The sequence below is a fragment of the Subsaxibacter sp. CAU 1640 genome, from assembly GCF_023156585.1.
Taxonomy (GTDB): Bacteria; Bacteroidota; Bacteroidia; order Flavobacteriales; family Flavobacteriaceae; genus JBPOFM01.
In genome coordinates this window covers 663137-688537 of sequence record NZ_JALNMI010000001.1, presented here as the reverse complement: position 1 = coordinate 688537, position 25401 = coordinate 663137, and the positions used below count along the sequence as shown (strand labels likewise).

Below are 25401 nucleotides of genomic sequence, written 5' to 3'. Positions count from 1 at the left end.
TTCCTAATTGTGAGAAATTTTATGATATAATTCTTCGTACTTTTTTGCAATTAATTTAGGTTCCATCTTTTGCAAAATCGTGTCTCTTGATTTTCTTGACAATTTTTCGGCATCTTTATGTGCTAAAACCCAATCAATACCATTTTTAAGGTCTTCCACATCATTTCTTTGGGCTAAATAGCCATTGTGCATGTGCTCAACCAAATCTCCATTTCCTCCTATGTCAAAACATACTACAGGTGTTCCACAAGCTAGGCTTTCAGCGATTGCATTCGACAAATTTTCTTCTAGACTGGGCACCACCATTAAATCTGCAGCATTATATAAAAACATCAGTTTCGAGTCATCCTCAATAGTGCCGACGGAATGTGTTTTAAATCCGAAAACGTCTTGGTTCAAATTAGTGTTGTTACCAAATACGACCAATTCTACATTTGGATTCTTTAACTTTTCGAGCGCTTGTTTTAATTCCAAATATCCTTTGCGGACATCCGTTGTTGATGACATTGCTCCAAACAAAACTAATTTTCTGTTTACAGGGAACCGCCAAAACTCTCTTGCTTCTAGCATCGGAGACGGTTTGAATTTGTTTGTGTCTATAGGATTTGGAATTCTAACTATTGATTTGTCTTTTAAAAGAAAACTAGATGTGGCACAATTTTTAATCCATTCACTCAAACCTACAATCGTTATATTGTTTGTTTCCTTAAGTATCTCTTTTTTTCTTGAAAAAATTGAATTACTTAAATCATTTTTTTTGGATGATGTTAAGGCTGGACATTTTCCACAATGAGTCAAATAAAATTTACATTCGCCTGCATAATGACATCCTCCTGTAAATAACCACATGTCGTGCAATGTCCACACCAAAGGGGCTTTTATTCTTGAAATGTCTTCAAATTTGAGCATCCCCGCATGTATCCAGTGGATGTGGACAATGTCTGGCTTAAGCTTGTTTATCTTTTCCACAACTCCTAGGCTTGGAGAGAAGGAGGGTGAAAATGGAACCTTAACGACATATTTTCTTAATGGAAATTTATTCAAATGTGACTTAAATTTGTAAATCGCCTTCTGAAAAATTGAACTTGGCCCCATGACTGATGGGTCATGTTTTCTTTTTGAAGCCACTAGCATAATAGAATCCAACCCTTGAGACAATAACGATTCATGAAGTCTATATGCGGCTCTTGCCGCACCGCCCTCTGAATCACTGAAGTTTACAATTACAATTCTCATTACGCACTTCTAAAAGCATAGATGTTTATTAAGTTGTCAAATCCGTCTATTTCTTCCCTTTTCAGAAATGGGTGCTGTGAAGGGATATAACCCGACTCCAAATAACATCTAAATCCAGAGTCTTTTAATATTGCTAAAATCTGTTCTAAATGTTGTTCTTCTCCAATTTTGGAATGATATTCAACAAATATATTTCTTACCCATTTCAGATTGGTACTAATGCTTTCTAACACTTCATATTCGGCTCCTTCAATATCTATTTTAAGAAAGTCGACTTCACGATTTATTAATTTCTTCAAATCACATGTTTGAACTTCGACCGTTTTTTTTCCTGTCTCGGTTATGATTCGCCCTCCGGCTGAACCCTCCTGAAAAAAAAGCAAAGTTGTTTCTTCTGTCCAAACAGCTTTTTGAATAAGCTCAACATTTTCATATCCTGCTGTTAGAATATTATTTTTAGCAATACGATAAATATCGGGGTCAGGTTCAAAACCAATTATTTCTGCATTTGGAAAATTACGTTTAAAGTTTATTATGCTTAACCCAATATTTATCCCGCAATCAATAATAAAAGGTGAAGGGGAGTTAGTTTTGAATAGATAACTATTCCTCATTATTAAATCTTTGTATTGAGCAATAAAAGATGGTGGGTCAACAGCATAAAAATCAAAACCCAAAATATTTGTTTTAAAAGTCTTATATCTAGGGTTTTTACTGATTTTAAATAACTCCCTGCGTTCCTTGCTTAACAAAGTTTCAACCGCTTTTCTAATATTGTTCATACTTAAAAAAATAATCCTAACAGTTCCATATACCTACTGCCCTTCTATTTATGATTTTATAATATTGTAATGGCATAATGACGATTCCGGGGATGTAGCAAACTATAGTTGCCAAAATAACTCCTTTAACACCAAAATTTAGATTTTCCGAAAAAATTACAGAAAGAGGAATGTTTAAAATGGCCATACCGATGCTTAAAAATAGTTGTACTTTAATCTTCCCCGTTCCATTGATAAAATAAACAAATATAACATTGAATGTAAATATCATAACAAAAAATGCCATTGAAATAGTAAGAGTCATTGGAATACTAACTTTATCACCTATCCAAAGCTCATAAAATTTTCCGGAAACTAAAACCATAATAAAAATCGCAATTGGAACAGCCAACCAGATTTTCATTACATTTCTGATAGACTTCCTAATCCACTCATATTCTTTGCCTACATATGCTTCGGTAAAGGATGACCAATATGGTGCAACCACTAAAGAATAAATCATCGTAACTATAGAAAAATACTTGAATGAAATGTTGTACGGAACAACTTCTTGAGGAGAAAACAGCTTACTAATAATGAAGTTGTCTGTTGAGAACAGTATTACTCCTGCAATTTGTATTATGAAAAAGTTAAGTCCAATTCCCATAATGTCTTTTAAATGTTCCTTACTCCAATGGGCTATTGAAGGCTTTAAATCTTTATACTCTTTTGTAAAAGAAAAAATGTTCAACATTAACAAAATCAATACTGGAAGTCCAGAAAATATTATTCCAAACAACAGCAGTGAGCCTTCCGATGTCTTTGTCATTGCCCAAATAAGTATCAGAGATGATAACTGTGTGAGAAAATGAATTTTTACCTGAATTGAATGATTTTGATGAGCAAGGTAAACACTGGTAATCAAACTTACTACTAATTGAAGGCTAAAGAAAGCTACAATAATAGGCATCAGTAAATTGAGATCTGATCTCAATTCTGACTTAGTGTTAAAAACGACAGTCCAATCCAAAAATTGATTTAATATTATAAACAATAGCACCAAAGCTGTGCTCACCATCAAGACGGTATAGTAAGCTGTACTTACATATGTTTTTGCTAAATCGATATTAGAGTTTGCCTGGGCTTCTGTCAGTTTATTCCTTAAACCGTTTCCAAGTCCAATATCAAAAAATGAGAACCAAGCGATAAATGAACTCAATGTAAGCCATACCCCATAGTTGTCGGTGTCTAAATAGTCAATGGTTAATGGAACAAGTAAAAAGTTGCATAAAACTGCACCCGCTTTATAAAAAAAAGAAATCGTGATGTGCTTCACGATATTCTTTGTTCTGAAACTCTTTACACCAAACAAAGCATATATCTTAAAAATTATATCTTTTAGGTTCATAGACAATGATTGGGAGTTTAATACAAGCTTGATGGATGCCTCAAAATACTACATTTGATTAAATATTATGGTGGTCGTTATCGGAATTCGTTATATTGAAAAATATTTCATATCCTTTTTTAGACTATACAATCATCCCGGCCGCCACAGTTTCATTAGTTGAATCATTGACTAGAATGATGCTGCCTGTAGTTCTGTTTTCTCTATAAGAATCGATCATCAGCGGTTTAGTAGTTCTAATTCTCACTTTTGCGATGTCGTTCATATTCAACACCTCATCGTTGGTGTTTCGGTCCAAAGTCTTCATGTCAATTTTGTAAACCAACTCTTTAATCATTGCTGTTTCACTATTTGAAGTATGATAAATGGAGTATTTTTCCCTTGGTTTTGAAGAGGTTTTGTTCAACCAGCACAACATCACTTCAATATCTTGCGATGTTTCTGGTTTGTTGTTTGAGCGAACAATCATGTTTCCTCGGCTCACATCCACGTCGTCTTCCAAACATATGGATACTGACATTGGCGCAAACGCTTCTTCCAGCTGCTTATCGAAAGTGTCAATACTCTTGATTTTTGATGTAAATCCAGACGGAAGTACAGTTACGTCATCTCCTACCCTTAAAACACCACTCGCCATTCGTCCTGCATAACCTCTGTAATCTCTATGAGATTCGCTCTGCGGCCTTAAAACTGTCTGAACAGGAAAACGGGCATCAATTTTATTGACATCACTACTGATGTGAACTGTCTCTAAAGTATGTAACAAAGGGGCTCCTTGGTACCAGTCCATATTCGTAGAGCGATTTACAACATTATCACCTTCTAGAGCACTGATAGGGATAAAGCGTACATCTTTTACCAATAATTTCGAAGAGAATTCTTCAAACTGATCGATCACTCTATTATAGGCATCTTCGGAATAATCAACCAAATCCATTTTGTTGATGCAAACCAAAATATGCGGAATCTGCAACAACGATGCAATGAAAGCATGTCGACGTGTTTGCTCAATTACGCCGTGGCGAGCATCCACTAAAATTATGGCTGCATTTGCGGTAGAGGCTCCAGTAACCATGTTTCTAGTGTATTCAACATGTCCCGGTGTGTCTGCAATAATGAATTTTCTCTTTGGAGTTGTGAAATATCGATAAGCGACGTCAATGGTAATACCTTGCTCTCGTTCATCTCTTAAACCATCGGTGAATAAAGCTAAATCTACGCCTTCATGGCCTTTCTTTTTACTGGTTTTTTCAATAGCTTGAAGTTGGTCTTCAAATATAGATTTTGAATCGTATAAAAGTCTTCCTATCAATGTACTTTTACCATCATCAACACTTCCAGCAGTTGTAAAACGTAATAATTGATTATTATCTATCATCTCTCTCTTTGATTTAAATGGTTTAAAAGTATCCTTGACGTTTGCGGTCTTCCATTGCTGTCTCCGAACGTTTGTCATCGCTTCTATTGCCACGTTCTGTTTGACGCATTGTGGAAACTTCTTCTACAATCTTTTTAAGTGTGTCTGCATCCGATTCGATACCTCCTGTAATTGTGATGTCTCCCAATGTTCTAAACCTGATCTTCTTGGTCTCGGTTTTTTCGTTGGCTTCAAGTGTCAAGAATTCGGAGCATGGTATCCAAGAATCATTTCTCCAAACCACTTCTCTCTCATGCGCAAAATACAACGAAGGAATTCTTAAATTTTCTTTTTCTATATAGTTCCAGACATCCATTTCTGTCCAATTACTAATTGGAAACACTCTAAAATGCTCACCTTCGAAATGTTTACCATTAAAAAGGTTCCAAAGCTCTGGACGCTGGTTTTTAGGATCCCACTGTCCAAAATCATCACGATGAGAAAAGAAACGTTCTTTGGCTCTCGCTTTTTCTTCATCACGTCTTCCTCCACCAATTGCACAATCTACTTTATGATTTTCAATTGCATCTAAAAGAGTCGTGGTCTGTAAAGCATTTCGGGTGGCACTTTTACCTTTTTCTTCAGCTACGCGTCCATTATCAATTGATTCCTGTACGGAACCTACAATAAGATTTAAGCCCAAATCACTGATTAAATCGTCCCTAAATTTTATAGTTTCGGGGAAATTGTGACCAGTGTCTACATGCATTAGCGAAAACGGAATTTTTGCAGGATGAAATGCCTTTCTGGCTAAATGCGTCACAACAATTGAATCCTTTCCTCCAGAAAAAAGTATTACTGGGTTTTGAAACTGCGCACACACTTCTCTCAAAACAAAAATTGCTTCGCTCTCTAATTCATCTAAATAATTAAGATAATATTTACTCATTTTTCAGTTTTAATTTGGGTTGTATAAAATCCACTATTTTCATCACAGCCTCATCGACTGATTCTTGTTCTGTTAAAATTTCGATATCAGGATTATCTGGTGCTTCATAAGGCGCTGAAATTCCTGTCATATTTTTTATCTCTCCTGCTCTAGCCTTTTTGTAGAGCCCTTTGACATCTCTTCTCTCACATTCTTCCACACTCGTATTTACGTAAATCTCAACAAAATTAACATCTTTGACGATATTCTTAATGTTCTCTCTATCTTTTTTGTAAGGTGAAACAAAAGCCGCAAGAACCACCAATCCACCGTCAATCATTAAGCTGGCTGTTTCTGCAATTCGTCTAATGTTTTCGGCCCTATCTTCAGGCGAAAAGCTCAAATCATTGTTTAGCCCTTTCCTGATATTGTCTCCATCCAAAGTATAGGTTTTTATACCTTGATTAAAAAGTTTTTGTTCAACCTTATTTGCAATAGTAGATTTTCCTGAACCAGAAAGGCCTGTGAACCAAAGCAAAAAGGAGTTGTGCCCGTTGGATTTTTGCCTTTTTTCTTTGGTTATTTGATATTCTTGATCAAAAATATTCTTCATTTTTCTAATTGAGTATCATGTTTTTCCAATCCATAGCTTGATTTGTGCCAAACTTTTTCATGCAAGAAATATAAAAGCATTTTCGTAAAGACTTCAGCCGCTCCTATTTTAAATCCGGTTAATGGATTTCCTGTTATAACCCAAGCTAAAACCATAGTATCAATAGTACCAACAAAACGCCAAGTAAAGGTTTTAAGTAGGTGTCTTTTGTTGCTGTTCTGAAAATAAATTCGAAACCAAACCCTCTCATGAAAATAATATAACAACATTTTAGTTGTGACTTCAGCCAAGCCTATCTTCAATCCAGTAAATGGATTTCCTGAAATTACCCAAGACAACACAATGGTATCAATTGTACCAACCAATCGCCATGTAATGGCTTTTGCTATATGTCGCTTTCTGGAATTGTCTTGCATTATTTTGATACTAAAAACCAGGGGTTTAACAGATTTTCCTTATTATATAACAATGGTTTGTCAGTTTCTTTTGAAATAACCTCGATACCTATGGCGTTGCAGATAGCCTGCCCAGCCGCTGTATCCCACTCCATAGTTGGAGCAAAACGTGGATAAACATCCGCTTTTCCTTCGGCTACCAAACAAAATTTTAAAGAGCTTCCTTTTGAAACGATTTCAACCTCACTTCCTCCATTTTTAAGACCTTCCATAAAATCCAAAGTTTCCTGACTCATATGAGAACGGCTCCCAACAACACGAATCAGCTTTTGGTTAACAGGTTCGTTGGTTAATTGTTGTGCTTTTTCAATTATTATGTCATAATCAGTATCGTGAGATGTCAGCTCTACCTTATAAGCTTGTTGTAAGCTTACATCTGCCAAATAAAGAACTTTTGTGGCTGGAACATAAATGACTCCCAAAATTGGTTTTTGGTTTGACACTAAGGCTATATTAACTGTAAACTCACCATTCCGCTTGATGAATTCTTTGGTACCATCAACAGGGTCTACCACCCAGCAAGTATCCCAATTTTTTCTTACGGAATAATAAGTCTGTTTGTTCTCTTCACTAATAATGGGAATATTCGTAGGCTTTAGGTGAGAATTGATGATGTCATTAGCACGTTTATCAGCTTCAGTCAAAGGCGATTTGTCATCTTTAATTTCTACATCAAAAGCAGTGTCATAAACTTTCATTATTGCTTCTCCTGCTTCTAAAGATGCTTTTATCGCTATTTTTAAATTTTCATTCATCATTATTAGTCGTGTACCATTTATATATTTTTTCTATACCTTCATCCAACGAAACCGAATGTTTCCAACCAAGGTTGTTCAGTTTTGAAACATCTGTGAGTTTTCTTAAAGTGCCATCTGGTTTATCAGTATTGAAAACCAATTCTCCCTTAAACCCAATTAAGTCTTTAATTTTATTGGCTAAATCTTTGATAGACACCTCTTGACCTGTACCAATGTTGATGTGAGTGTTTCTAACTTCATTGGAGTTGTCAGAAATAGTGTCTTGAAAGTCTCTGTTCTCCATAATGAACACACATGCATCTGCCATGTCTTTGGACCAAAGAAACTCTCGACGAGGATTTCCGGTTCCCCAAATCTCAACACTGTTTTCAGAAACTCCGAATTTTGACAAGTATGTTCTGGCATCGTCAATGGTTTCAAAACCTGTATTCTTTAACACCTCATCATATCTGGACTCATTTAATAGTTTCGCAAGATGAATTTTACGTATCAATGCAGGAAGCACATGTGATTTTTCCAAATCGAAGTTATCATTTGGACCATACAGATTCGTAGGCATTACCGAAATAAAGTTAGTGCCATACTGCAAGTTGTAGCTTTCACACGTTTTGATTCCAGCTATTTTAGCAATGGCATAAGGTTCATTCGTGTATTCTAAAGTATCCGTAAGTAGATACTCCTCTTTCATAGGCTGCGGCGCATTCTTTGGATAAATGCAGGTGCTCCCTAAAAAAAGTAATTTTTTGACCCCATTTAAATAGCTTTGATGAATGACGTTGTTTTGTATCATTAGGTTTTCATAAATGAAATCTGCTCTATAGGTGTTGTTGGCAACAATTCCACCAACCTTTGCCGCCGCGAGAAATACATATTCAGGCTTTTCGGTTACGAAAAACTTTGCAACCTCAACAGTATTAGCAAGATCAAGCTCCTTGTGAGTACGAGTAACTATGTTTTTGTACCCTTTCTCTTGAAGGTTTTCAATCAAAGCACTACCAACTAACCCTCGATGACCAGCAACATAAATTTTTGAGTGTTTGTCCATCAATTATTCAAAGTAGTTTTTAATAGTATATCCATTCTCCTTGAGAAACTGTTGCTTTTTCATCAGTTTCAGGTCGCTTGCCATCATATCATCAACCAAGGCATCCAAATCATATTCAGGAATCCAACCCAATTTTTCTTTCGCCTTCGTAGCATCACCAATCAACAAATCGACTTCTGTCGGTCTATGGTATGCCTTGTCTACGGCAACCACTTCTTTTCCAATTGGTAATTGATATTCTGGATTGTTACAGGACTTCACATATGCTTTTTCATCAACACCAGAGCCTTTAAACTCCAGTTCAATCCCGACGTGGGCAAAAGACATTCTTACAAAATCCCTTACTCGTGTTGTTTTTCCCGTAGCAATCACCCAATCTTCAGGTTGTTCTGCCTGAAGAATCATCCACATCATTCTCACATAATCTTTGGCGTGCCCCCAATCACGCTGTGCATCTAAATTGCCAAGGTATACTTTATCCTGAAGGCCGAGTGCGATTTTTGAGGTTGCCCTTGTGATCTTTCTAGTTACGAAAGTTTCTCCTCTGATAGGTGATTCGTGATTAAACAGAATTCCGTTGCAGGCGTAAATGTTATAAGCCTCACGGTAATTTACTGTTATCCAAAAGGCGTACATTTTTGCCACAGCATAAGGGCTTCTTGGATAAAAAGGCGTTTTTTCCGTTTGGGGCACTTCTTGCACTTTTCCATAAAGTTCAGAAGTCGATGCTTGGTAAATTCTTGTTTTCTTCTCTAATCCCAGCATTCTGATAGCCTCGAGAAGGCGCAAGGTGCCTATTCCATCTACATTGGCCGTATATTCAGGTATTTCAAATGATACGTGCACGTGGCTCATGGCCGCTAGATTATAAATCTCATCAGGTTGTATCTCTTGGATGATTCTAATAAGATTGGTACTGTCAGTCAAATCGCCATAATGAAGTACGAAATTCCTATTCTCTTCATGGGGGTCTTGATATAGATGATCAATTCTGTCGGTATTAAATAAGGAAGATCTCCTTTTAACCCCGTGAACTATGTAACCTTTTTTTAGTAAAAACTCGCTTAAATAAGCTCCGTCCTGTCCTGTTATTCCAGTTATTAACGCTACTTTTTGCATATAATGATTAATATATTGTCTTATAAAGGCTAAAAATAAAAAACTCTGTAAATTTCAGAATGGCAAATGTAGTGTTTTGAGAGGGGAATTAAAATGATATGCAGTGATAAATCAGTTGTTTGATAAAATAGTCTTAACAACTTCAGCTACATCGGCTTTCCAATCATTTTGATGATGGTAAATCTTTTGAGTTTTATTATTGTTCATGACACTATACTCTGGCCGTTCTGCTTTAGATTTGAATGAGTCAACAGGTTTAACTTTGCTTCTGTCGTAAGCTTGAAAGTTTTCAGTAATGACCAAAGCAAAATCAAACCAAGATGCTTGACCTTTGGCGCTAAAATGGTAAATCCCGAATTGCTTGTTTTGACTGACAATTAAGTGATGAATGAATTTTGCCAACTCAACACAGCTAGTAGGAGTTCCTTCTTGAGAAGTGGTTATAGTTAAATCTCTATTTTCTTTAATTTTCGAAACGATGGTTGTAACGAAATTCTTCGGGTGTTTGGAATAAAGCCAAGATGTTCTGATTATAAAATACTCGGAAAAATGTTTCGCAATCAACTTTTCACCTTCCAGTTTGGAGTGACCATATTGATTTATAGGGCTTGTCTCGTCCGTTTCTGAATATGGTGTTCGCTTCTTTCCGTCAAAAACATAATCGGTAGAAATATGAATAAGTATTGTATTTGAATTGCTGCAGCTTTCGGCTAAATGTCCAACGGCTTCGGCATTAACTTTAAAAGCATCCTCAATAGATTCTTCGGCTTGCTCCACGTTGGTGTAGGCTGCGCAATTGATGCAATAATCAAAAGAATTCTTCTCAAAATAAGTAGTTAACTTGGCTTTATCAGAAATGTCTAATTCCTTCTTCGAGACAAAAACAAACTCCAAATCATCCTCGTTATGTAGATATAAATCGCTTATGGTCTTACCCAGTTGACCATTTGCACCAGTAACCAATATTTTGGTTTTCATATTATTAAATTTTCAAATGGTGGTAGTTCCAAATCTTTCGAAGAAATGATATAGCTTTCTTCTGGAAGCTGCCAGTCAATATTTAACGTTTTATCATTGTAAATAATGCCTCCTTCAGATTCTTTGTTGTAATAATTATCGCACTTATATGAAAAAATTGCTGAATCGCTTAATACTATGAAACCGTGGGCAAATCCTTTTGGTACAAATAACTGCTTTTTATTAGCTTCGGAAAGCTCTAAAGAGAATTGCTGTCCATAAGTTTTCGAATCTTTTCTTAAATCAACAACAACATCCAATACTTTTCCTTTTATAACTCGAACTAATTTAGCTTGGGCATGCTCTCCCTTTTGAAAATGCAACCCGCGTAAGACTCCTTTGGTTGAAGAGGACTCGTTGTCTTGTACAAAAGATATGTTTTGTCCGATTAACTCATTAAATGTTTTTTGATTGAAGCTTTCAAAAAAATAGCCTCTTTGGTCATCAAAAACCCTTGGTTCTAAAACAAAACAGCCTTGTAGATTTGTTTCGGTAGCAATCATTCCTTATTATTCAATAAACCCAATAGGTTCTTTCCGTAACCGCTTTTCATCAGTGACGCGGCAAGTGCCTTGAATTGTTCTTCTGTAATGTATCCCATCTCATAAGCCGCACCTTCAATAGAGCCTATTTTTAGTCCTTGGCGTTCTTCAATCACCTCCACAAATTGTGAAGCCTGCATTAAAGATTGAAACGTTCCGGTGTCAAGCCAAGCTGTACCCCTGTCTAAAATGCTGACATTTAATTTTCCTTGCTTTAGGTATTCTTTGTTGACATCCGTTATTTCGAGCTCACCTCTATGGCTTGGCTTGATGCTTTTGGCGATCTCAACAACGCTATTGTCATAGAAATAAATCCCTGGAACCGCAAAATTAGATTTTGGATCACTGGGTTTTTCTTCAATTGAAACTGCCTGTCCGTTTTTATCAAACTCAACAACACCATAACGTTCTGGATCATGAACGCGATAAGCGTAGATAATACCTCCTTCTGGATCATTGTTGTCCTGCAAGAGTTTCGACAAACCCGATCCATAGAAAATATTGTCGCCTAATATTAGAGCCACTTTATCATTGTCAATAAATTCAGCTCCAATTATGAAGGCTTCAGCTAAACCATTCGGTTCTTCTTGAATCGCATATTCGAATTTACAACCGTATTTTTCTCCATCACCCAAAAGATCCTTAAATAACGGTAAGTCCTTTGGGGTTGAAATAATCAAGACCTCTCTAATACCAGAATACATCAAAGTTGAAAGTGGATAGTAAATCATCGGCTTGTCGTAAATAGGCATCAATTGTTTACTTACAGATAGCGTTAATGGGTGTAGTCTAGTGCCAGAACCTCCAGCTAGTATAATTCCTTTCATTCTTTAATTATATTGCTTTTGGTAATAGTTTTGATATTCTCCGCTAGTAACATTATTAAGCCATTCTTCATTATTCAGATACCAGTGTATTGTTTTTTTCAGGCCTTCTTCAAAGATGAGCGAGGGCTCCCATCCCAGTTCATTCTTAATTTTTGAAGCATCAATAGCGTATCTCAAATCGTGTCCGGGTCTATCTTTTACAAAAGTAATTAGGTTTTCAGACGTGCCTTCAGGTCTTCCCAATTCAATATCCATTTGTGCACACAACAATTTGACCAAATCTATGTTTTTCCATTCGTTGAAACCTCCAATGTTATAGGTTTCTCCATTTACACCATCATGAAACGCCACATCAATGGCTCTAGCATGATCCACCACATAAAGCCAATCTCTAGTGTAGTTTCCGTCTCCATATACGGGAAGTGGTTTGTTATTGATAATGTTATTTATAAAAAGCGGTATCAGTTTTTCAGGAAACTGATTTGGACCATAATTGTTTGAGCAGTTTGTGATAATGTATGGCAGGCCATACGTTTCTCCATAAGCTCTGACAAAGTGATCAGAGCTTGCTTTAGATGCAGAATAGGGTGAGTTTGGGTCGTAAGATGTGGATTCTGTAAAAAGACCCGTTTCGCCTAAAGTGCCATATACCTCATCTGTGCTTATATGGTAAAATCTCTTGTTGTTGAAATTGTTTTTCCAAAGATTTTTAAAAGCATTTAGCAAAACCATGGTGCCTATAACATTCGTTTTCACAAATGCCAACGGGTCTTCAATAGATCGATCTACATGAGACTCAGCCGCTAAATGGATAACATTATCAAACTTGTAATCTTCAAAAAGCTTGTTTACAAAAGCCTCATCTATAATATCGCCTTTAATAAAGGTATAGTTTGAATTGCTTTCTACATCTACAAGGTTCTCTAGGTTCCCCGCATAGGTCAGTGCGTCAAGATTGTAAATATGATAATCTGGATATTTCTCAACAAATAGTCTTACCACATGTGAGCCTATAAATCCGCAGCCACCAGTAATTAATAATTTAAGCATCGTTTTTAATCTTCCTTTCCTGAATCGTCAAAAACTTATTTAACTCTATTAAAATAAGAACCAAAAATGCAATAGATACTGTTACAAGAATAATAATGTATTTTCTTTTATCTTTAGTTTTAATGCCAACCTGCTCGAAACCAGCCACTACATTCAGAACATTATCCTTTATAGCTTTTTCTAATCGAATTGTTTCCAAACCATCAATATATCTCTTTTCTAGATCAAATAATTGAAGTTCATTAGTTGGGTGCACCTTTTCCGTTCCAAGATAAATGTTAGTGGCATTCGCCCCTTTTCTTTCGTCTTTATCAATATTGGTAATCATCACCTTTCTATAATCATTGCGTAAAGAATCTATTTTTTGCAAAGCGATGTTCATTGATCTTTCTTCAACATCTAAACTTGTTAAATCTGCTTTTTGAAGTTCTTTGAGATATCTAGGTATGGATAAATCCAAAATTTTATCTTCAGCATTATTAAAAATGATTTTGTCTCTAACCTCAAGCGTAATAAAGTATCTAGTATAGTCATAAATAGACAGGTTGTCTTTAAATTTGTCAAATGTGACATTCTTGAGCATCATCGTGTCAGCGTCTTCGACAAAGCGATTGAATAATTTTAGTTGCTCATTTTCATTTTTTTCAGGCTCTATTTTAAAATCAATAATTTTAGCAGCATCCGACACAGATATCCCCAATGCAGATGATAAGGATATTGAATCTTTAGATTGAGCCAACTCCGAATACAATTCAATTTTATTAACTAAAGGAAATGCGACGCCGAAATTTGGTTCAACAATCATCACAGAGGTGTAGCTGTTGTTCTTCAGGATATAATCCGAGACTACCCCAATAATTAAGCCTAAAATAGCTGCTCCAACAAGTATTTTAATATTTGATCTTATAAATAATGCTAGAAGAATTAAGAATTTGAACACTAAATTGAATATTCTTAAAAGAAAGTCAAAAAAAGACTTAATAGCTCTTCCTATAAGATTGAAAATTTCCAAAATATCAACCTCCTCTGATCTTGTCTGTCTTTGTAAATCTTTACTCATTTCAATCTTTTAATTAAAAATTTGTTGTAATATTTTTCTAGTAATCAAATATGTAGGTTTTACACCTGAAGTTCCCAGCCCGCCTGAAGCTAAAGTGCTTCCGGTTTCCAATGGATTATCACTGGCATAATAGGCGTATCTTACTTTCACATTCGGGTTAATGCTGCCTCTTACTTTTGAAGCTGCCTGAATGGCCTTTTGGTAGTGGGCTCCTTCCATTTCCAATCCAATCACATTCCATGTTGAGTTGAAAAAGAATTTCAAAATCTCTTTGTTTTGAAGCGAGGTACCCAATACTGTAATCATAGAGCCCTCACAAACATGTATGCCTTCATTGTCTAAATCTGCCTTTGAAAGTTCATTTTCAAATGGATAATTGTCTGCTGTACCCTCAAAAATATGTGCAGATGGAATCATAATATCTCCTTTGCCGCCTTCGAGAATACCTGCTTTCCCCATTATGGAAACTGATTCTACATTCAGGTGTAATTTTTTGCCATTCACCTTGATTGGTTTTAACAATTCGTCCATGGTTTCATAAGCCTGCTCTCCAAAAGCATAGTCCATCACAAAAATCACGGGCTTATCATAGTCTTTGGCTTTTTTTGACACTTCAATATCTGTTTTCGAGAAATCAATCTTTGCTGTATCAAAAATTTGAACGTCAATATATGTTCCTGATGCATCAGGAATATATATCATTCCTCTTTGCAACGCTTCTTTCGTCACTTTATTGCGCAAGTCTTGATTGCCTTTTTGACTAAGCGCTTCATAAACCTCAAAAATTGATTTTTTTGCAGCAAACGTCTTCAGGGCGTGTGGCGCAAAAAATGAATTCATAACACTATGCATATTAGCGCTTATGATATGAATCGGACGCTCTATTAAACCATTTTTTAATAGTGTTTCTTTAATAGTGTCTGCCCATATTTCACCATGAATATGATGCCCCAAACGCTCCCTCAAAACAGGGCTAAAGGTCACGGTTCTTTTATTGTTGTTGACAACTTCTTCAATGGCCAATTTACCTAACCAATATACTAAATGCAGAAAGCGGTCTGGTTTATTAGGCAGAGAGAAAGACTCGTAAACTTGAGTGAGTTCATTGAATGTTCTGCCCAAAATATTGGCAGTATGGGTAATCGCTACTTCTCTTTCGGTCTGCGATAATTCTTTCTTCGACATCACTGCTCTCTCAAGCTTTATCCAATCTCTCGTAGTTGTACCTTGCTCGTCGATCAAAACCCGTTTACTAATTTTATGGGATTCAACAAACATGAAAGTCAAATGCGTAAGAATATCATAAATTTCTGAACGGCCTCGTGTAATTTCAATATTCATCTGTTCTTCGTCAATACGAAAACAGTTTCGTCGTCTTTTTGGGGGAATGATAGCTTTAAAATGTGAATTGCTGTAGCCTTCATCACTCGTGAGATTGATAAACGTACATTCTTCGATACCATATGGTAATCTGTCGATTACGTAGAGCAAACCATCTAATTCGGCTTTTTCCTCTCCTATGGAACCATAGATTTCTGGGCGCAATAGCAACAAAGCCTCTCGAAGTGTTTCGCCAGAAATTCCCATAGGTTTGTAGAAACCCCTATTGAACAAATGACGCATGGTAATGTACATTCTTTCAATAGCATTTGAGCTTTCTTGAGCTCTCGTTCTGGCATGGTTTTTTTTACTGCTCATAGTGTTCTTTAGCCTGCAAATATAGTATTATTTAGTTAAATTTAGTTCCGTCAATGCCTCGGCTATTTTTCTATCATTTGACAATCTTGGTATTTTGTTCTGACCTCCTAATTTCCCAATTGATTTCATATAGTCTTGAAAACCATTCTTCTTAATTTGGGTTATTTTCAAAGGTCGCAAGACATTACCTTCAATCAAATCAAAGTAATAAGAGTTTTGCTTCTGAAGAGAGTCTTCAATCTTATATATGATTTCTTGAAGGTTTTTCGGTTCATTTTCGAATTCAATCAGCCATTCGTGGTATGGCAAGCCCTCTGAAGGATTGATTTGTGGTGCTACCGTAAATTCTGAAACCTGTATAGAGGTGCCCTCAAGAGCATCCTTTAACGCTTGCTCAACCTCCTTGCCAATCACATGCTCTCCAAATGCCGAAATAAAATGCTTTATTCGTCCTGAAACAATTAATCTAAAAGGTTTTGTTGATGTAAACTGAACCGTGTCGCCAATATTATATGCCCAAAGACCAGCATTAGATGAAATAATCATGACATAGTTGACGCCTGTTTCTACATCTTTTATAGTGATACGTTTTGGATTTTCGTCAAAAAACTCATCTGCTCTGACAAATTCGTAAAAGATTCCGGAGTTTAGCTGTAACAGCATTCCTCTTTCTCCTTGCTTGTCTTGAAATGCAAAGAAACCTTCACTGGCAGGATATAATTCGATGCTATCTACCTTTCTGCCGATTAGGTTTTCAAATTTCGCTCGGTATGGTTCATAGTTGACACCTCCAAAAATGAACAGGTTGAAGTTCTTGAAAACTTCTCCAACCTTCTTGCCTGTTACTTTGTTTATTTTCTCAAAATACATTTGAACCCAAGATGGAATTCCAGAAATCACTGTCATATTTTCTGGCAAAGTTTCTTTGACAATGGCATCTATCTTTGTTTCCCAATCTTCGATACAGTTAGTTTCCCAAGAGGGCATTCTATTTTTTTGAAGATATTTTGGGACATAATGCGCAACAATTCCTGAAAGCCTCCCTAATTGAATATCATTTTTCTCCTCTAAAATTGGACTGCCTTGCAAAAAAATCATCTTACCATCTACAAATTTACTGTTTCCAGTTTCTGCTATGTACATCAATATGGCATTACGGGCTGCCTCAACGTGCGTTGGCATACTTTCTTTGGTAATGGGAATGTATTTTGACCCTGAAGTTGTTCCTGATGTTTTTGCGAAATAAATTGGCTTGCCTTTCCATAAAACATTCTCTTCTCCTGCCACAACTCTTTCGACATAAGGCTTTAGATCTTCATAATCGCGAATAGGTACTCTTTTAACAAAATCTGAATGCGTTTTGATATTTATAAAATCGTGGTCGTTGCCGAATTGTGTGCTTGCAGCAGTAGCAATGAGATTTTGAAAAACTTTTTCCTGTGTCTCGACTGGTGCATTAGCCCATTTTAAAATCGACTTTTTTACTCTTGAAGCAAAAGGTTTGGCTAAAGCAGATTTTAATGAAATCATTATTTAAAGTCGATAAAATTGGTTGGATTGATTGGATAACCTTTGCTCCACAATTCAAAATGCAAATGCGGTCCAGTGGAATATTCGCCAGAGTTTCCGGCCATGGCTATGACCTCTCCAGCTTTGACCAAATCACCTTGCTGTTTTGTCAACGATGCGTTGTGTTTATAAGCGGAAATCAGCTCTTGGCTATGCTCTATAATCACCACATAACCGGTTTCTGCTGTCCATTCAGCAAAAATAACGGTTCCATCAGCGGTAGCTTTTACAGGAGTATCTTTGGCCACCACAATATCGACTGCATAATGCTTTGTTTTTAAATCATATCCTTCGGAAATGGTTCCGTTTACAGGTGGGAAGAGTACAAAATTAGAACCAGAGACACTGCTTTCGAAAAGGTTGTATTTGTCTTCTTTATCCACCTTTTCACGTAGCAAGGAATCTTCTTTGGATGCAGCAACTTTAAGCGCAGCCATATCTTTCCCTGCAGCATCAATGATCGAGTCTCTGTTAAATTCTACTGTTTTAACGTCACCCGTCAAAACTCTTCTTATAGATGCGTAATATTTTTCATTTAACGCGATGACTTGCTGTAGCGAATCAGTTTTATAGTTGAGTTCTGTGGCCTGTTTTTTCAATTTGGCAGAAGAATATCCTGGGATGAATTCTCTTAAGGATGTAAATGCTATCAAAAATGTTGTGCCTGCAATCAGAATAATGGCTGACAGCATCACTATGACGAAAACGTTTAGCCTCGTGAGTTTAATTGCAAAACGCTCTTCAAAGGTGTCTTCATTCAAAACTACCAAGCGGTATTTATGAAGTAGCTTTTTTGCGAATTTTTTTTCTTTCTTTTTTTGTGCCATTTGATAACAAAATTAGTCAAAAATCGTTCAGGATGTTTTGAGTAATGTTCTAAAGTTTGTTTTTAACGCATAAATTGAAGTTTAATTACTAACTTTGTTCTTCAAAATAAAATGTTATGATATCAGCAAGTATATTTTTAGCGATCGGCCCTTGGCAAGTAGTTATTGTGGTGGTTTTGGTTCTATTACTTTTCGGCGGAAAGAAAATTCCTGAATTGATGAGAGGACTTGGAAGCGGCATCAAAGAGTTTAAAGATGCCAGCAAAGATGATACAGAGAAAAAAACAACTTCGGATAAAAAAGAATAAGGTGTTATAAACCTTCTCAAAAATAAAAGCCAACTTTAACAGTTGGCTTTTTTATTATTTGAATTTTACCGACCTCAATATCGCCTCGAGTTCAAAAACATGATCCCTTTTTTCAACTGATGGTGCAAAAACATAGCCTTCAACCACCAAATATCGATTGTTTGCTTTATCCTCGATGGCATAATTGATAAAAGGTCCTGACATAAATGCATTTTTCATATCCCAAATGCCTTTGGTTTCAATAGTTGGCCTTCCATCAATTGTAGTGTCAAAAACATAAGGTGCATAAGCTTCTTCAGTGATCATATAAGCACCTTCTGTAGAGTTCTGAATATGTGCTTTTCCTATAGAATCTCTCATTCTGATAATGTCTCCTACAGTTGTACTATCACTTTTACGGATTCTATCAAGAGGCACCTCATATATCATAAAATCCATGTTTCCTGTATTGATATCCTTTCTTATCCAGAAAAAATCGCCATCATGTGTCGCAATTCTGTATGCTGTTGGGAACTTAATATCAATTCCCAATTGCTCTTGAATGGGTTTGGTGTCAAACAATGATAGTTTGATGCGTCGTTGATTTTCTTTGATTTCTTCGTCTTTGAAAGCTTGGATTATTCTATCAGAATTTGCCTTTAATTGATCAATGATTTCTTGATTCGTTTTTCCCCTGACAATTATCAAAGTCTGCGGTCTAGCATAAGCATCTTCAGCTATTGAGGTGCCAGCGGTTTTTCCTTTTTCAATTTTTAAAACGATGCGGTTTTTTGTGGCAAAACCGGAAAATACCTGCGTAGGCATTTGGCTTATGGAAAATAATGGCTCTTCTTGATTAAGTGCTGGAACAGGTGCGGCAAAAATTTCCCTAACAGTTTCGCCTATATTTTCTTCCCAAAGTAAATTATCAACTACAACTAACAGATTATTGATTCTCCCTGAAGATGAAGGAACTAATCGTTGGTTTGAAGACTTATCGTTGCAACTGAAGCTTAAAAGTATAACGAGGATTGCAGCGATTTTCAATAAAGGTTTCATTTAGATATTTTTAAAGTGGTTCCTACTTTTAGGTTAGTACCACTAATATCGTTCCATTTTTTGATATCATCAACAGAAACTCCTGAAAATTTTTGTGAAATGCTCCAAAGAGAGTCGCCTTGTCTTACTTTATATGTTTTTACATTTGTTGATGCGACTGCGGTTGGCACGGTTGAGCTCGCTTCTTTTTGGGTGCTATTGCTTGCGGATGTGTTGCTCTTGGAATAAATCTTTAATCTTTGACCAACGTTTAAATTATTAATTCGCAAACCATTCCATTTCTTTATATCACTAACCCTCACTCCATATTTTCTGGCAATTTTGCCTAAATAATCACCCGATCTTACTTTATAAGTTGTTCTGGTTTCCTCCTCAAAAAGCTGTGGCATTGGTTTTTCTCGTTTGTCCAATTCTGCCTGAACATGAGCATAAATTTCGTTTTCATTAGCCACAAATTTGCCGATGGCATGTCTAGGAAGCCTTAATGTGTGCTCCTCTCCCTCCACAAATGGTATGATATCCAGCTTATAGGATGGGTTTAAAAACTGTAGTTCTTCGATAGGTAAATCCATCAATTCTGCGACTTGGTCTAAACTTATGGTTTGCTTGACATGAATCGTATCAGTTTCCATATAACGATAGCCAGATGAGGCTTTTTTGAAACCGTGTTGCTCTGCATACTCAAAAATGTACATCGTGGCCAAAAATGCTGGTAAATAACCTGCCGTTTCACGTGGCAAATGCGGTCGTAAATTCCAATAATTTTGATAACCACCAGAACGACGTATTGCTTTGCTTACATTTCCTGGCCCGGAATTATAGGCTGCTAATGCCAAATCCCAATCACCAAAAATTTCATATAATTTTGCTAAATATTTACTGGCCGCAATGGTAGATTTTATAGGGTCGCTTCGTTCGTCAACATAACTAGTGACGTTGAGTCCGTACATTTTACCTGTTGGATACATAAATTGCCATAAACCTGTCGCTCCAACGCGAGATTTTGCCCTTGGCTTCAAAGCAGATTCTACAATGGCTAAATACTTTACTTCCAAAGGAACATCCATGTTGTCCAATTCCTTTTCAAATAGAGGAAAGTAGTACTCGCTCAGTGCCATAAGGCGTTGCAATGTAGATTTTCTGTTTTTCAAATACGATTTGATTACGCTTTCCAGACCAGGATTGTACTCAATATTGAAAGGTGTTTTGGCACTCAACTTATGAAGCCTAGCCTTTAACGTATCCGTTGACAGCTCCGGAAGGTCGATTTCCTCAAATTTGATATCAGTAATCGACTCATAGATGGTATCGAACAAGGTATTGCTGTATAGTTCTTCTAACCATTTTTCATCATAAGCAGAAGCTACTTGATGGTCTTCTAGCTTCTTTAAAGACAAAGAATCCGCATTCGGCTCAATGGCTTTAACAGCTATGCTGCCATCAATGATTGAATCAATTTTGGTCTGATTTGTTTTACTTTTAACCTGTTTTTCAGGCTGCACTGTTTGGGAAAAGCAGGGACCAATGCAAAATAGTAAAGCAAAAGATATTATCAAATGTCTTGGGTTCATCAGCTAGGTTTATAAAAATATCTTAACGATACGATTGGTTAAATCGTACAATGATATTCAAAATGTCAATATAAAACAACATTTTAACAATATTTTTTGCGTTTTAACGATATTTTATTGCGTTTCGTCGATTTTCTTATTTCTCTAAAATCGCTGCAATCCCTGGCAATACCTGCCCTTCAAGACTTTCAAGCATTGCACCACCACCTGTACTCACATAACTCACTTTATCTTCAAACCCAAATTGCTTCACCGCAGCAACAGAATCGCCACCTCCAACTAATGAAAAAGCCCCATTTTTAGTGGCTTCGGCAATCGAATTGCCCAACTCAATGGTTCCTTTGGCAAAATTCTCCATTTCGAAAACGCCAAGTGGTCCGTTCCATAAAATCGTTTTACTTTTTAATACCACGCCGTGGAACAATTTTAAAGATTTTGGACCAGCATCAAGTCCTTGCCAACCATCAGGAATATGATACACATCGACTATTTGCGTATTGGCATTGTTATCAAATGCATCTGCCGCAACAACATCGACTGGTAAATGTACTTGGACATTTTTCTCTTTTGCCTGTTTCAAAATATCCAATGCCAAATCCAATTTATCATCTTCGCAGATAGAATCGCCAACAGTTCCTCCTTGCGCTTTTACAAACGTAAAAGTCATTCCTCCGCCAATAATCAAATGGTCAACCTTATCCAAAATGTTTTCAATAATGGTTATTTTAGAAGATACTTTTGCGCCACCCAGAACCGCTAATACCGGTTTTTCGCCAGTTTTCATAACCTTATCAATACTTTCTATTTCTTGTGCCAACAATGCTCCAAAACATTTTTTGTCTGGGAAAAATTGCGCTACAATAGTTGTTGAAGCGTGTGCACGATGTGCTGTCCCGAAGGCATCATTTACATAAATATCTCCCAACTTTGAAAGCTCTTTTGCAAATTCGGTGTCGCCTACTTCTTCCTCTTTATGAAAACGCAGATTTTCCAACAATAAAATTTCTCCAGGTTTCAAATTTTCTGCTGCTTCGGTTGCTTCTTTTCCAATGCAATCTGACACAAAATTGACTTCAGCTCCCATAACATCCTTCACCTTATCAACAATATGGCGAAGCGAAAACTCATCTTGAACGCCTTTCGGTCTTCCAAGGTGCGACATCAAAATACAGCTTCCTCCATCTTCCAATATCTTAATAATGGTAGGTTTTGCGGCCTGAATTCTTGTGTCGTCGGTAACGTTGAAATTATCATCCAGAGGCACATTGAAATCTACCCTTATAAGTGCTTTTTTGTCTTTAAAATTGAAGTCGTTTATGGTTTTCATTGTCAATTGTTTTATATGTTGAAGCACAAATGTAACCATTTATAAAGAGCTACGAAATGGCTTTAGAACGAAAAGATAATCTTAAATAAAGATTTATATTTGCCTATGTTATTTTCAGAAGTTTTAGGTCAGGAACACCTCAAAAGTCATTTGACACAAAGTGTGGACAATGGTAGAATTCCTCACGCTCAATTGTTTGTAGGACCCGAAGGTTGTGGCACTCTACCTATGGCCATCGCTTATGCTCAATATATCTTGTGTAAAAACGCGGCGTCTGAAAATACGGGAGGCAACGAATCGTGTAACTTGAAGTTCAAAAATTATTCACATCCTGATTTGCATTTTGCATTTCCTGTAGCTACTACGGATAAAATCAAAAGCCATCCTGTCTCAAACCATTTTATGGAAGAATGGCGACAACTCCTTACAGATCAGCCTTATGGCAATCTTTTTGATTGGTACAAAGTTTTAGGTGTCGATAATAAACAAGGTCAGATAGGTGTTGATGAGGCACAGGACATTGTAAAATCATTATCGTTAAAATCCTATGAAGGAGGTTATAAAGTGATGCTGATTTGGATGGCTGAAAAAATGAATTCGTCTGCCGCCAACAAATTGCTAAAACTGATAGAAGAACCTCCTAGTAATACAATTTTTCTGTTGATTGCTGAAGATGAAGAGCAGATCATCAATACGATACGCTCTCGCTGTCAGCTTTTGCACTTTCCGCCATTAGCTGAATCCGTTATAAAAGAAGCGCTTATCAAAAATTACCAATTGGAGGAATCTGTTGCGATAAAAATCGCTCATCAATCCAACGGAAATTACAATAAAGCCTGCGATTTGGTTTATCAGGATTCTGAAGATATTCAGTTTGAAGAGTGGTTTGTATTCTGGATACGTTCGGCTTTTAAGGCCAAAGGAAACAAAAGTGCCATCCACGATTTGATTTCTTGGAGTGAAAACATTGCCAAGTCAGGACGTGAAACACAAAAGCAGTTTTTACTGTTTTGTGTTGATTTTTTTAGGCAAGCATTGCTGCTTAATTATAATGCATCAGAATTGGTATATGTCGAGCCAAAAACCAAAAATTTTAAGCTAGAAAACTTTGCTCCATTTGTGAACGAAGCCAATATTATGGAGATTAGCGACGAGCTTCAAGATGCTATTTACCATATAGAACGGAATGGTAATTCAAAAATCATTCTTACGGACTTGTCAATAAAACTCACGCGTTTATTGCATAAAAAAGCCAGTTAAATTAACTGGCTTTTCTTCGTTTCTTTGATTTGTAACTTAATCTTTCTTGTAAGTTTTGTTCAACTCTTCCAAAATTTCCTTTGTAATATCTTTGCTTTCTTCTCCATAAAGAACACTTCCTGCTTCATTGCTTCCCAAAATATACGTGTAACCGTTCTTTTTTCCGTATTCTTTTACAAAAGCTCTCACTTCTTTGATTAAAGTATCGATTTCCGTTTGGCTTTCCTTTTGAATACTTTGTTCTTGCATTTGAGTTTGCTGCTGAAACATTTGGTACTGTTGTGTCAATGCCTGATATTGCTCTTGGCTTTCCTTTCTCACCATTTTTGGATCGTTTTGTTGTAAAGCTGCAGCTTTGGTTTGGAAAGATTTGCTGATACTATCAACTCTCTTGTCGAAATTTTCAATCTTTGTGTTGATGGAAGTTTCGATATCCTTTTTCTTTTGATAATCGTTGATCAATTTGCCATTGTCAATGAATCCTGTTTTCATTTCTTTCTGACACGAAGCCATTAACGCCATTGCGAAAACTAACAATACTACTTTTTTCATTCTTTGAGTGATTTTAAAATTTTTGCAAATGTAGCAAAGTATGGCGGAATTCTTCTAAAATTATTTCAATAAGCAAAATCGATTGAATTAAAAGACATTATAGTTATTGATTATAAAAACCGGCTCAATTAGAGAGAATACGCCGTGTTTTTGGAAATTAGCCAACAGGATTTGCTTCTGAAGCGACAAAAGCCTCTTAAATGGTCTTAAATTAAGTTTTGGTCATATTTATAATGTAAATGTGCGAAGAATATTCTTTGGAACGACTTGCTGCAATATTTGAACGGCATCCAACCCAAAATGCTTTTATGGGATTCATTGTGCCGTTTTTATATTTTTCGGAAAGTAAGCTCACATAAAAGGCATCAAACTTCATAGGCAAAACTTTGGTAACAGTCATTCGATGTTTAGCAACAAGTTTTGAAATGGACGTTTTAGAAAAATGCCAAAGATGTCGCGGCACATCATAAGCCGCCCAAAACTCTTTATAATGATTGGCATCAAAACTTTTGTAATTAGGAACTGCGATGATCAAAGTGCCGTTGTCTTTTAGCAGATTTTCCAAAATAGCTAAATACTCGTTTAAATTGGGAAGATGTTCAAGCACGTGCCAAAGTGTAATGACATCAAAACTGTGAGCTTTTAAATTTAATAGGTAATCACTTTCAAAAACAGAATTGTCCGTTTTTTGATTCGCATAACTCCTAGCCTTTTCGTTGGGTTCAATTCCCACAACTTCCCACGAATTCTTTGATGCAAGTTGAAGAAAATCTCCTGTTCCGCAGCCAACATCTAACAACCTTTTACCATCATTTGTAACTGAATTAATCAATTTTAATTTTCGCTTCAGAGAGATTGATTTTACAAAATGGTAGGCTTTTTCAAACAAATTTCTTTTAGAATCGGTATGCGAAATGTAATCCTCACTTTGATAATAATTAGGCAGTTTTTCTGGTGAAGGCTGTGGATATGTTTCGAGCATATCGAACTCTTGATTGTAAACCAAATCAAATTTCTCTCCGGAAACGGAATGATCTTTTACTTTTAAGTATGTGCTTTTATCTTGCATAAAATG

The 25401-nt window shown here is 36.2% G+C and carries 25 protein-coding genes; 2 read left to right on the top strand and 23 right to left on the bottom strand.

Features of this window, described 5'->3' with window-relative positions:
- Nucleotides 1-3: 3 nt before the first annotated feature.
- The 18 genes from M0G43_RS02965 to M0G43_RS02880 form a co-directional block, all read right to left on the bottom strand.
- On the bottom strand, nt 4-1236 hold the full coding sequence (locus M0G43_RS02965; protein ID WP_248023399.1) for a glycosyltransferase family 4 protein: 1233 nt from the start codon (nt 1234-1236) through the stop codon (nt 4-6).
- Nucleotides 1236-2018 (bottom strand): FkbM family methyltransferase, encoded by a 783-nt coding sequence (locus M0G43_RS02960; RefSeq protein ID WP_248023397.1) that lies wholly within the window; start codon nt 2016-2018, stop codon nt 1236-1238. The genes M0G43_RS02965 and M0G43_RS02960 overlap by 1 nt, the downstream gene beginning before the upstream one ends.
- Before the next feature lie 16 nt (nt 2019-2034).
- Nucleotides 2035-3405 (bottom strand): lipopolysaccharide biosynthesis protein, encoded by a 1371-nt coding sequence (locus M0G43_RS02955; RefSeq protein WP_248023396.1) that lies wholly within the window; start codon nt 3403-3405, stop codon nt 2035-2037.
- 124 nt (nt 3406-3529) lie between these two features.
- A complete protein-coding gene (locus tag M0G43_RS02950) occupies nt 3530-4783 on the bottom strand; it encodes a sulfate adenylyltransferase subunit 1 (protein WP_248023395.1) in 1254 nt (417 codons plus the stop codon).
- Between the two features lie 22 nt (nt 4784-4805).
- On the bottom strand, nt 4806-5711 hold the full coding sequence (cysD, locus tag M0G43_RS02945; protein WP_248023394.1) for a sulfate adenylyltransferase subunit CysD: 906 nt from the start codon (nt 5709-5711) through the stop codon (nt 4806-4808).
- The gene (gene cysC, locus M0G43_RS02940) at nt 5704-6303 is read right to left on the bottom strand and encodes an adenylyl-sulfate kinase (RefSeq protein WP_248023392.1); all 600 of its coding nucleotides are present in this window, start codon (nt 6301-6303) and stop codon (nt 5704-5706) included. Before cysC ends, cysD begins: the two co-directional genes overlap by 8 nt.
- Complete coding sequence (locus tag M0G43_RS02935) at nt 6300-6719, bottom strand: DUF2061 domain-containing protein (protein ID WP_248023390.1); 420 nt, start codon at nt 6717-6719, stop codon at nt 6300-6302. Before M0G43_RS02935 ends, cysC begins: the two co-directional genes overlap by 4 nt.
- Nucleotides 6719-7513, bottom strand: a complete 795-nt coding sequence (gene cysQ / locus M0G43_RS02930) for a 3'(2'),5'-bisphosphate nucleotidase CysQ (RefSeq protein ID WP_248023798.1) — start codon at nt 7511-7513, stop codon at nt 6719-6721. Before cysQ ends, M0G43_RS02935 begins: the two co-directional genes overlap by 1 nt.
- Nucleotides 7506-8561, bottom strand: a complete 1056-nt coding sequence (locus M0G43_RS02925) for a GDP-L-fucose synthase family protein (RefSeq protein WP_248023389.1) — start codon at nt 8559-8561, stop codon at nt 7506-7508. The genes cysQ and M0G43_RS02925 overlap by 8 nt, the downstream gene beginning before the upstream one ends.
- Before the next feature lie 3 nt (nt 8562-8564).
- Nucleotides 8565-9680 carry a GDP-mannose 4,6-dehydratase gene (gene gmd, locus M0G43_RS02920; protein WP_248023386.1) on the bottom strand — a complete coding sequence of 372 codons (1116 nt, stop codon included), beginning with the start codon at nt 9678-9680 and terminating at the stop codon, nt 8565-8567.
- Nucleotides 9681-9791: 111 nt separating this feature from the next.
- Complete coding sequence (rfbD, locus tag M0G43_RS02915) at nt 9792-10658, bottom strand: dTDP-4-dehydrorhamnose reductase (RefSeq protein ID WP_248023384.1); 867 nt, start codon at nt 10656-10658, stop codon at nt 9792-9794.
- Nucleotides 10655-11200 carry a dTDP-4-dehydrorhamnose 3,5-epimerase gene (gene rfbC / locus M0G43_RS02910; RefSeq protein WP_248023382.1) on the bottom strand — a complete coding sequence of 182 codons (546 nt, stop codon included), beginning with the start codon at nt 11198-11200 and terminating at the stop codon, nt 10655-10657. Before rfbC ends, rfbD begins: the two co-directional genes overlap by 4 nt.
- On the bottom strand, nt 11197-12066 hold the full coding sequence (gene rfbA, locus M0G43_RS02905) for a glucose-1-phosphate thymidylyltransferase RfbA (RefSeq protein ID WP_248023381.1): 870 nt from the start codon (nt 12064-12066) through the stop codon (nt 11197-11199). The genes rfbC and rfbA overlap by 4 nt, the downstream gene beginning before the upstream one ends.
- A 3-nt stretch (nt 12067-12069) precedes the next feature.
- Nucleotides 12070-13116, bottom strand: a complete 1047-nt coding sequence (rfbB, locus tag M0G43_RS02900) for a dTDP-glucose 4,6-dehydratase (RefSeq protein ID WP_248023379.1) — start codon at nt 13114-13116, stop codon at nt 12070-12072.
- Entirely contained in the window at nt 13109-14176 is a 1068-nt protein-coding gene (locus M0G43_RS02895) for a hypothetical protein (RefSeq protein ID WP_248023378.1), read from the bottom strand. Before M0G43_RS02895 ends, rfbB begins: the two co-directional genes overlap by 8 nt.
- Before the next feature lie 9 nt (nt 14177-14185).
- The gene (locus M0G43_RS02890; protein ID WP_248023377.1) at nt 14186-15874 is read right to left on the bottom strand and encodes a DUF6909 family protein; all 1689 of its coding nucleotides are present in this window, start codon (nt 15872-15874) and stop codon (nt 14186-14188) included.
- A 27-nt stretch (nt 15875-15901) separates the two neighbouring features.
- Entirely contained in the window at nt 15902-17404 is a 1503-nt protein-coding gene (locus M0G43_RS02885) for a GH3 auxin-responsive promoter family protein (RefSeq protein WP_248023374.1), read from the bottom strand.
- A complete protein-coding gene (locus M0G43_RS02880; RefSeq protein WP_248023372.1) occupies nt 17404-18270 on the bottom strand; it encodes a M23 family metallopeptidase in 867 nt (288 codons plus the stop codon). The genes M0G43_RS02885 and M0G43_RS02880 overlap by 1 nt, the downstream gene beginning before the upstream one ends.
- 116 nt (nt 18271-18386) lie before the next feature.
- On the opposite strand from M0G43_RS02880, the gene tatA reads away from it, so the two are divergent.
- Nucleotides 18387-18578, top strand: coding sequence for a twin-arginine translocase TatA/TatE family subunit (gene tatA, locus M0G43_RS02875; protein WP_248023370.1), 192 nt, complete (start codon nt 18387-18389; stop codon nt 18576-18578).
- A gap of 54 nt (nt 18579-18632) precedes the next feature.
- On the opposite strand, the gene M0G43_RS02870 is transcribed toward tatA, so the two are convergent.
- The 3 genes from M0G43_RS02870 to M0G43_RS02860 all read right to left on the bottom strand — a co-directional run bounded on the left by M0G43_RS02870 (nt 18633) and on the right by M0G43_RS02860 (nt 22514).
- A complete protein-coding gene (locus M0G43_RS02870; protein ID WP_248023368.1) occupies nt 18633-19616 on the bottom strand; it encodes a DUF4837 family protein in 984 nt (327 codons plus the stop codon).
- Nucleotides 19613-21187, bottom strand: coding sequence for a LysM peptidoglycan-binding domain-containing protein (locus M0G43_RS02865; protein ID WP_248023367.1), 1575 nt, complete (start codon nt 21185-21187; stop codon nt 19613-19615). Before M0G43_RS02865 ends, M0G43_RS02870 begins: the two co-directional genes overlap by 4 nt.
- Before the next feature lie 136 nt (nt 21188-21323).
- Complete coding sequence (locus M0G43_RS02860; RefSeq protein WP_248023365.1) at nt 21324-22514, bottom strand: phosphoglycerate kinase; 1191 nt, start codon at nt 22512-22514, stop codon at nt 21324-21326.
- A 105-nt stretch (nt 22515-22619) separates the two neighbouring features.
- On the opposite strand from M0G43_RS02860, the gene M0G43_RS02855 reads away from it, so the two are divergent.
- Nucleotides 22620-23774, top strand: a complete 1155-nt coding sequence (locus M0G43_RS02855; RefSeq protein ID WP_248023363.1) for an ATP-binding protein — start codon at nt 22620-22622, stop codon at nt 23772-23774.
- A 36-nt stretch (nt 23775-23810) separates the two neighbouring features.
- Here M0G43_RS02855 and M0G43_RS02850 read toward each other — a convergent pair whose 3' ends face one another.
- A complete protein-coding gene (locus M0G43_RS02850; protein WP_248023361.1) occupies nt 23811-24326 on the bottom strand; it encodes an OmpH family outer membrane protein in 516 nt (171 codons plus the stop codon).
- Between the two features lie 211 nt (nt 24327-24537).
- Nucleotides 24538-25395 (bottom strand): class I SAM-dependent methyltransferase, encoded by an 858-nt coding sequence (locus M0G43_RS02845; protein WP_248023358.1) that lies wholly within the window; start codon nt 25393-25395, stop codon nt 24538-24540.
- Nucleotides 25396-25401 lie beyond the last annotated feature (6 nt).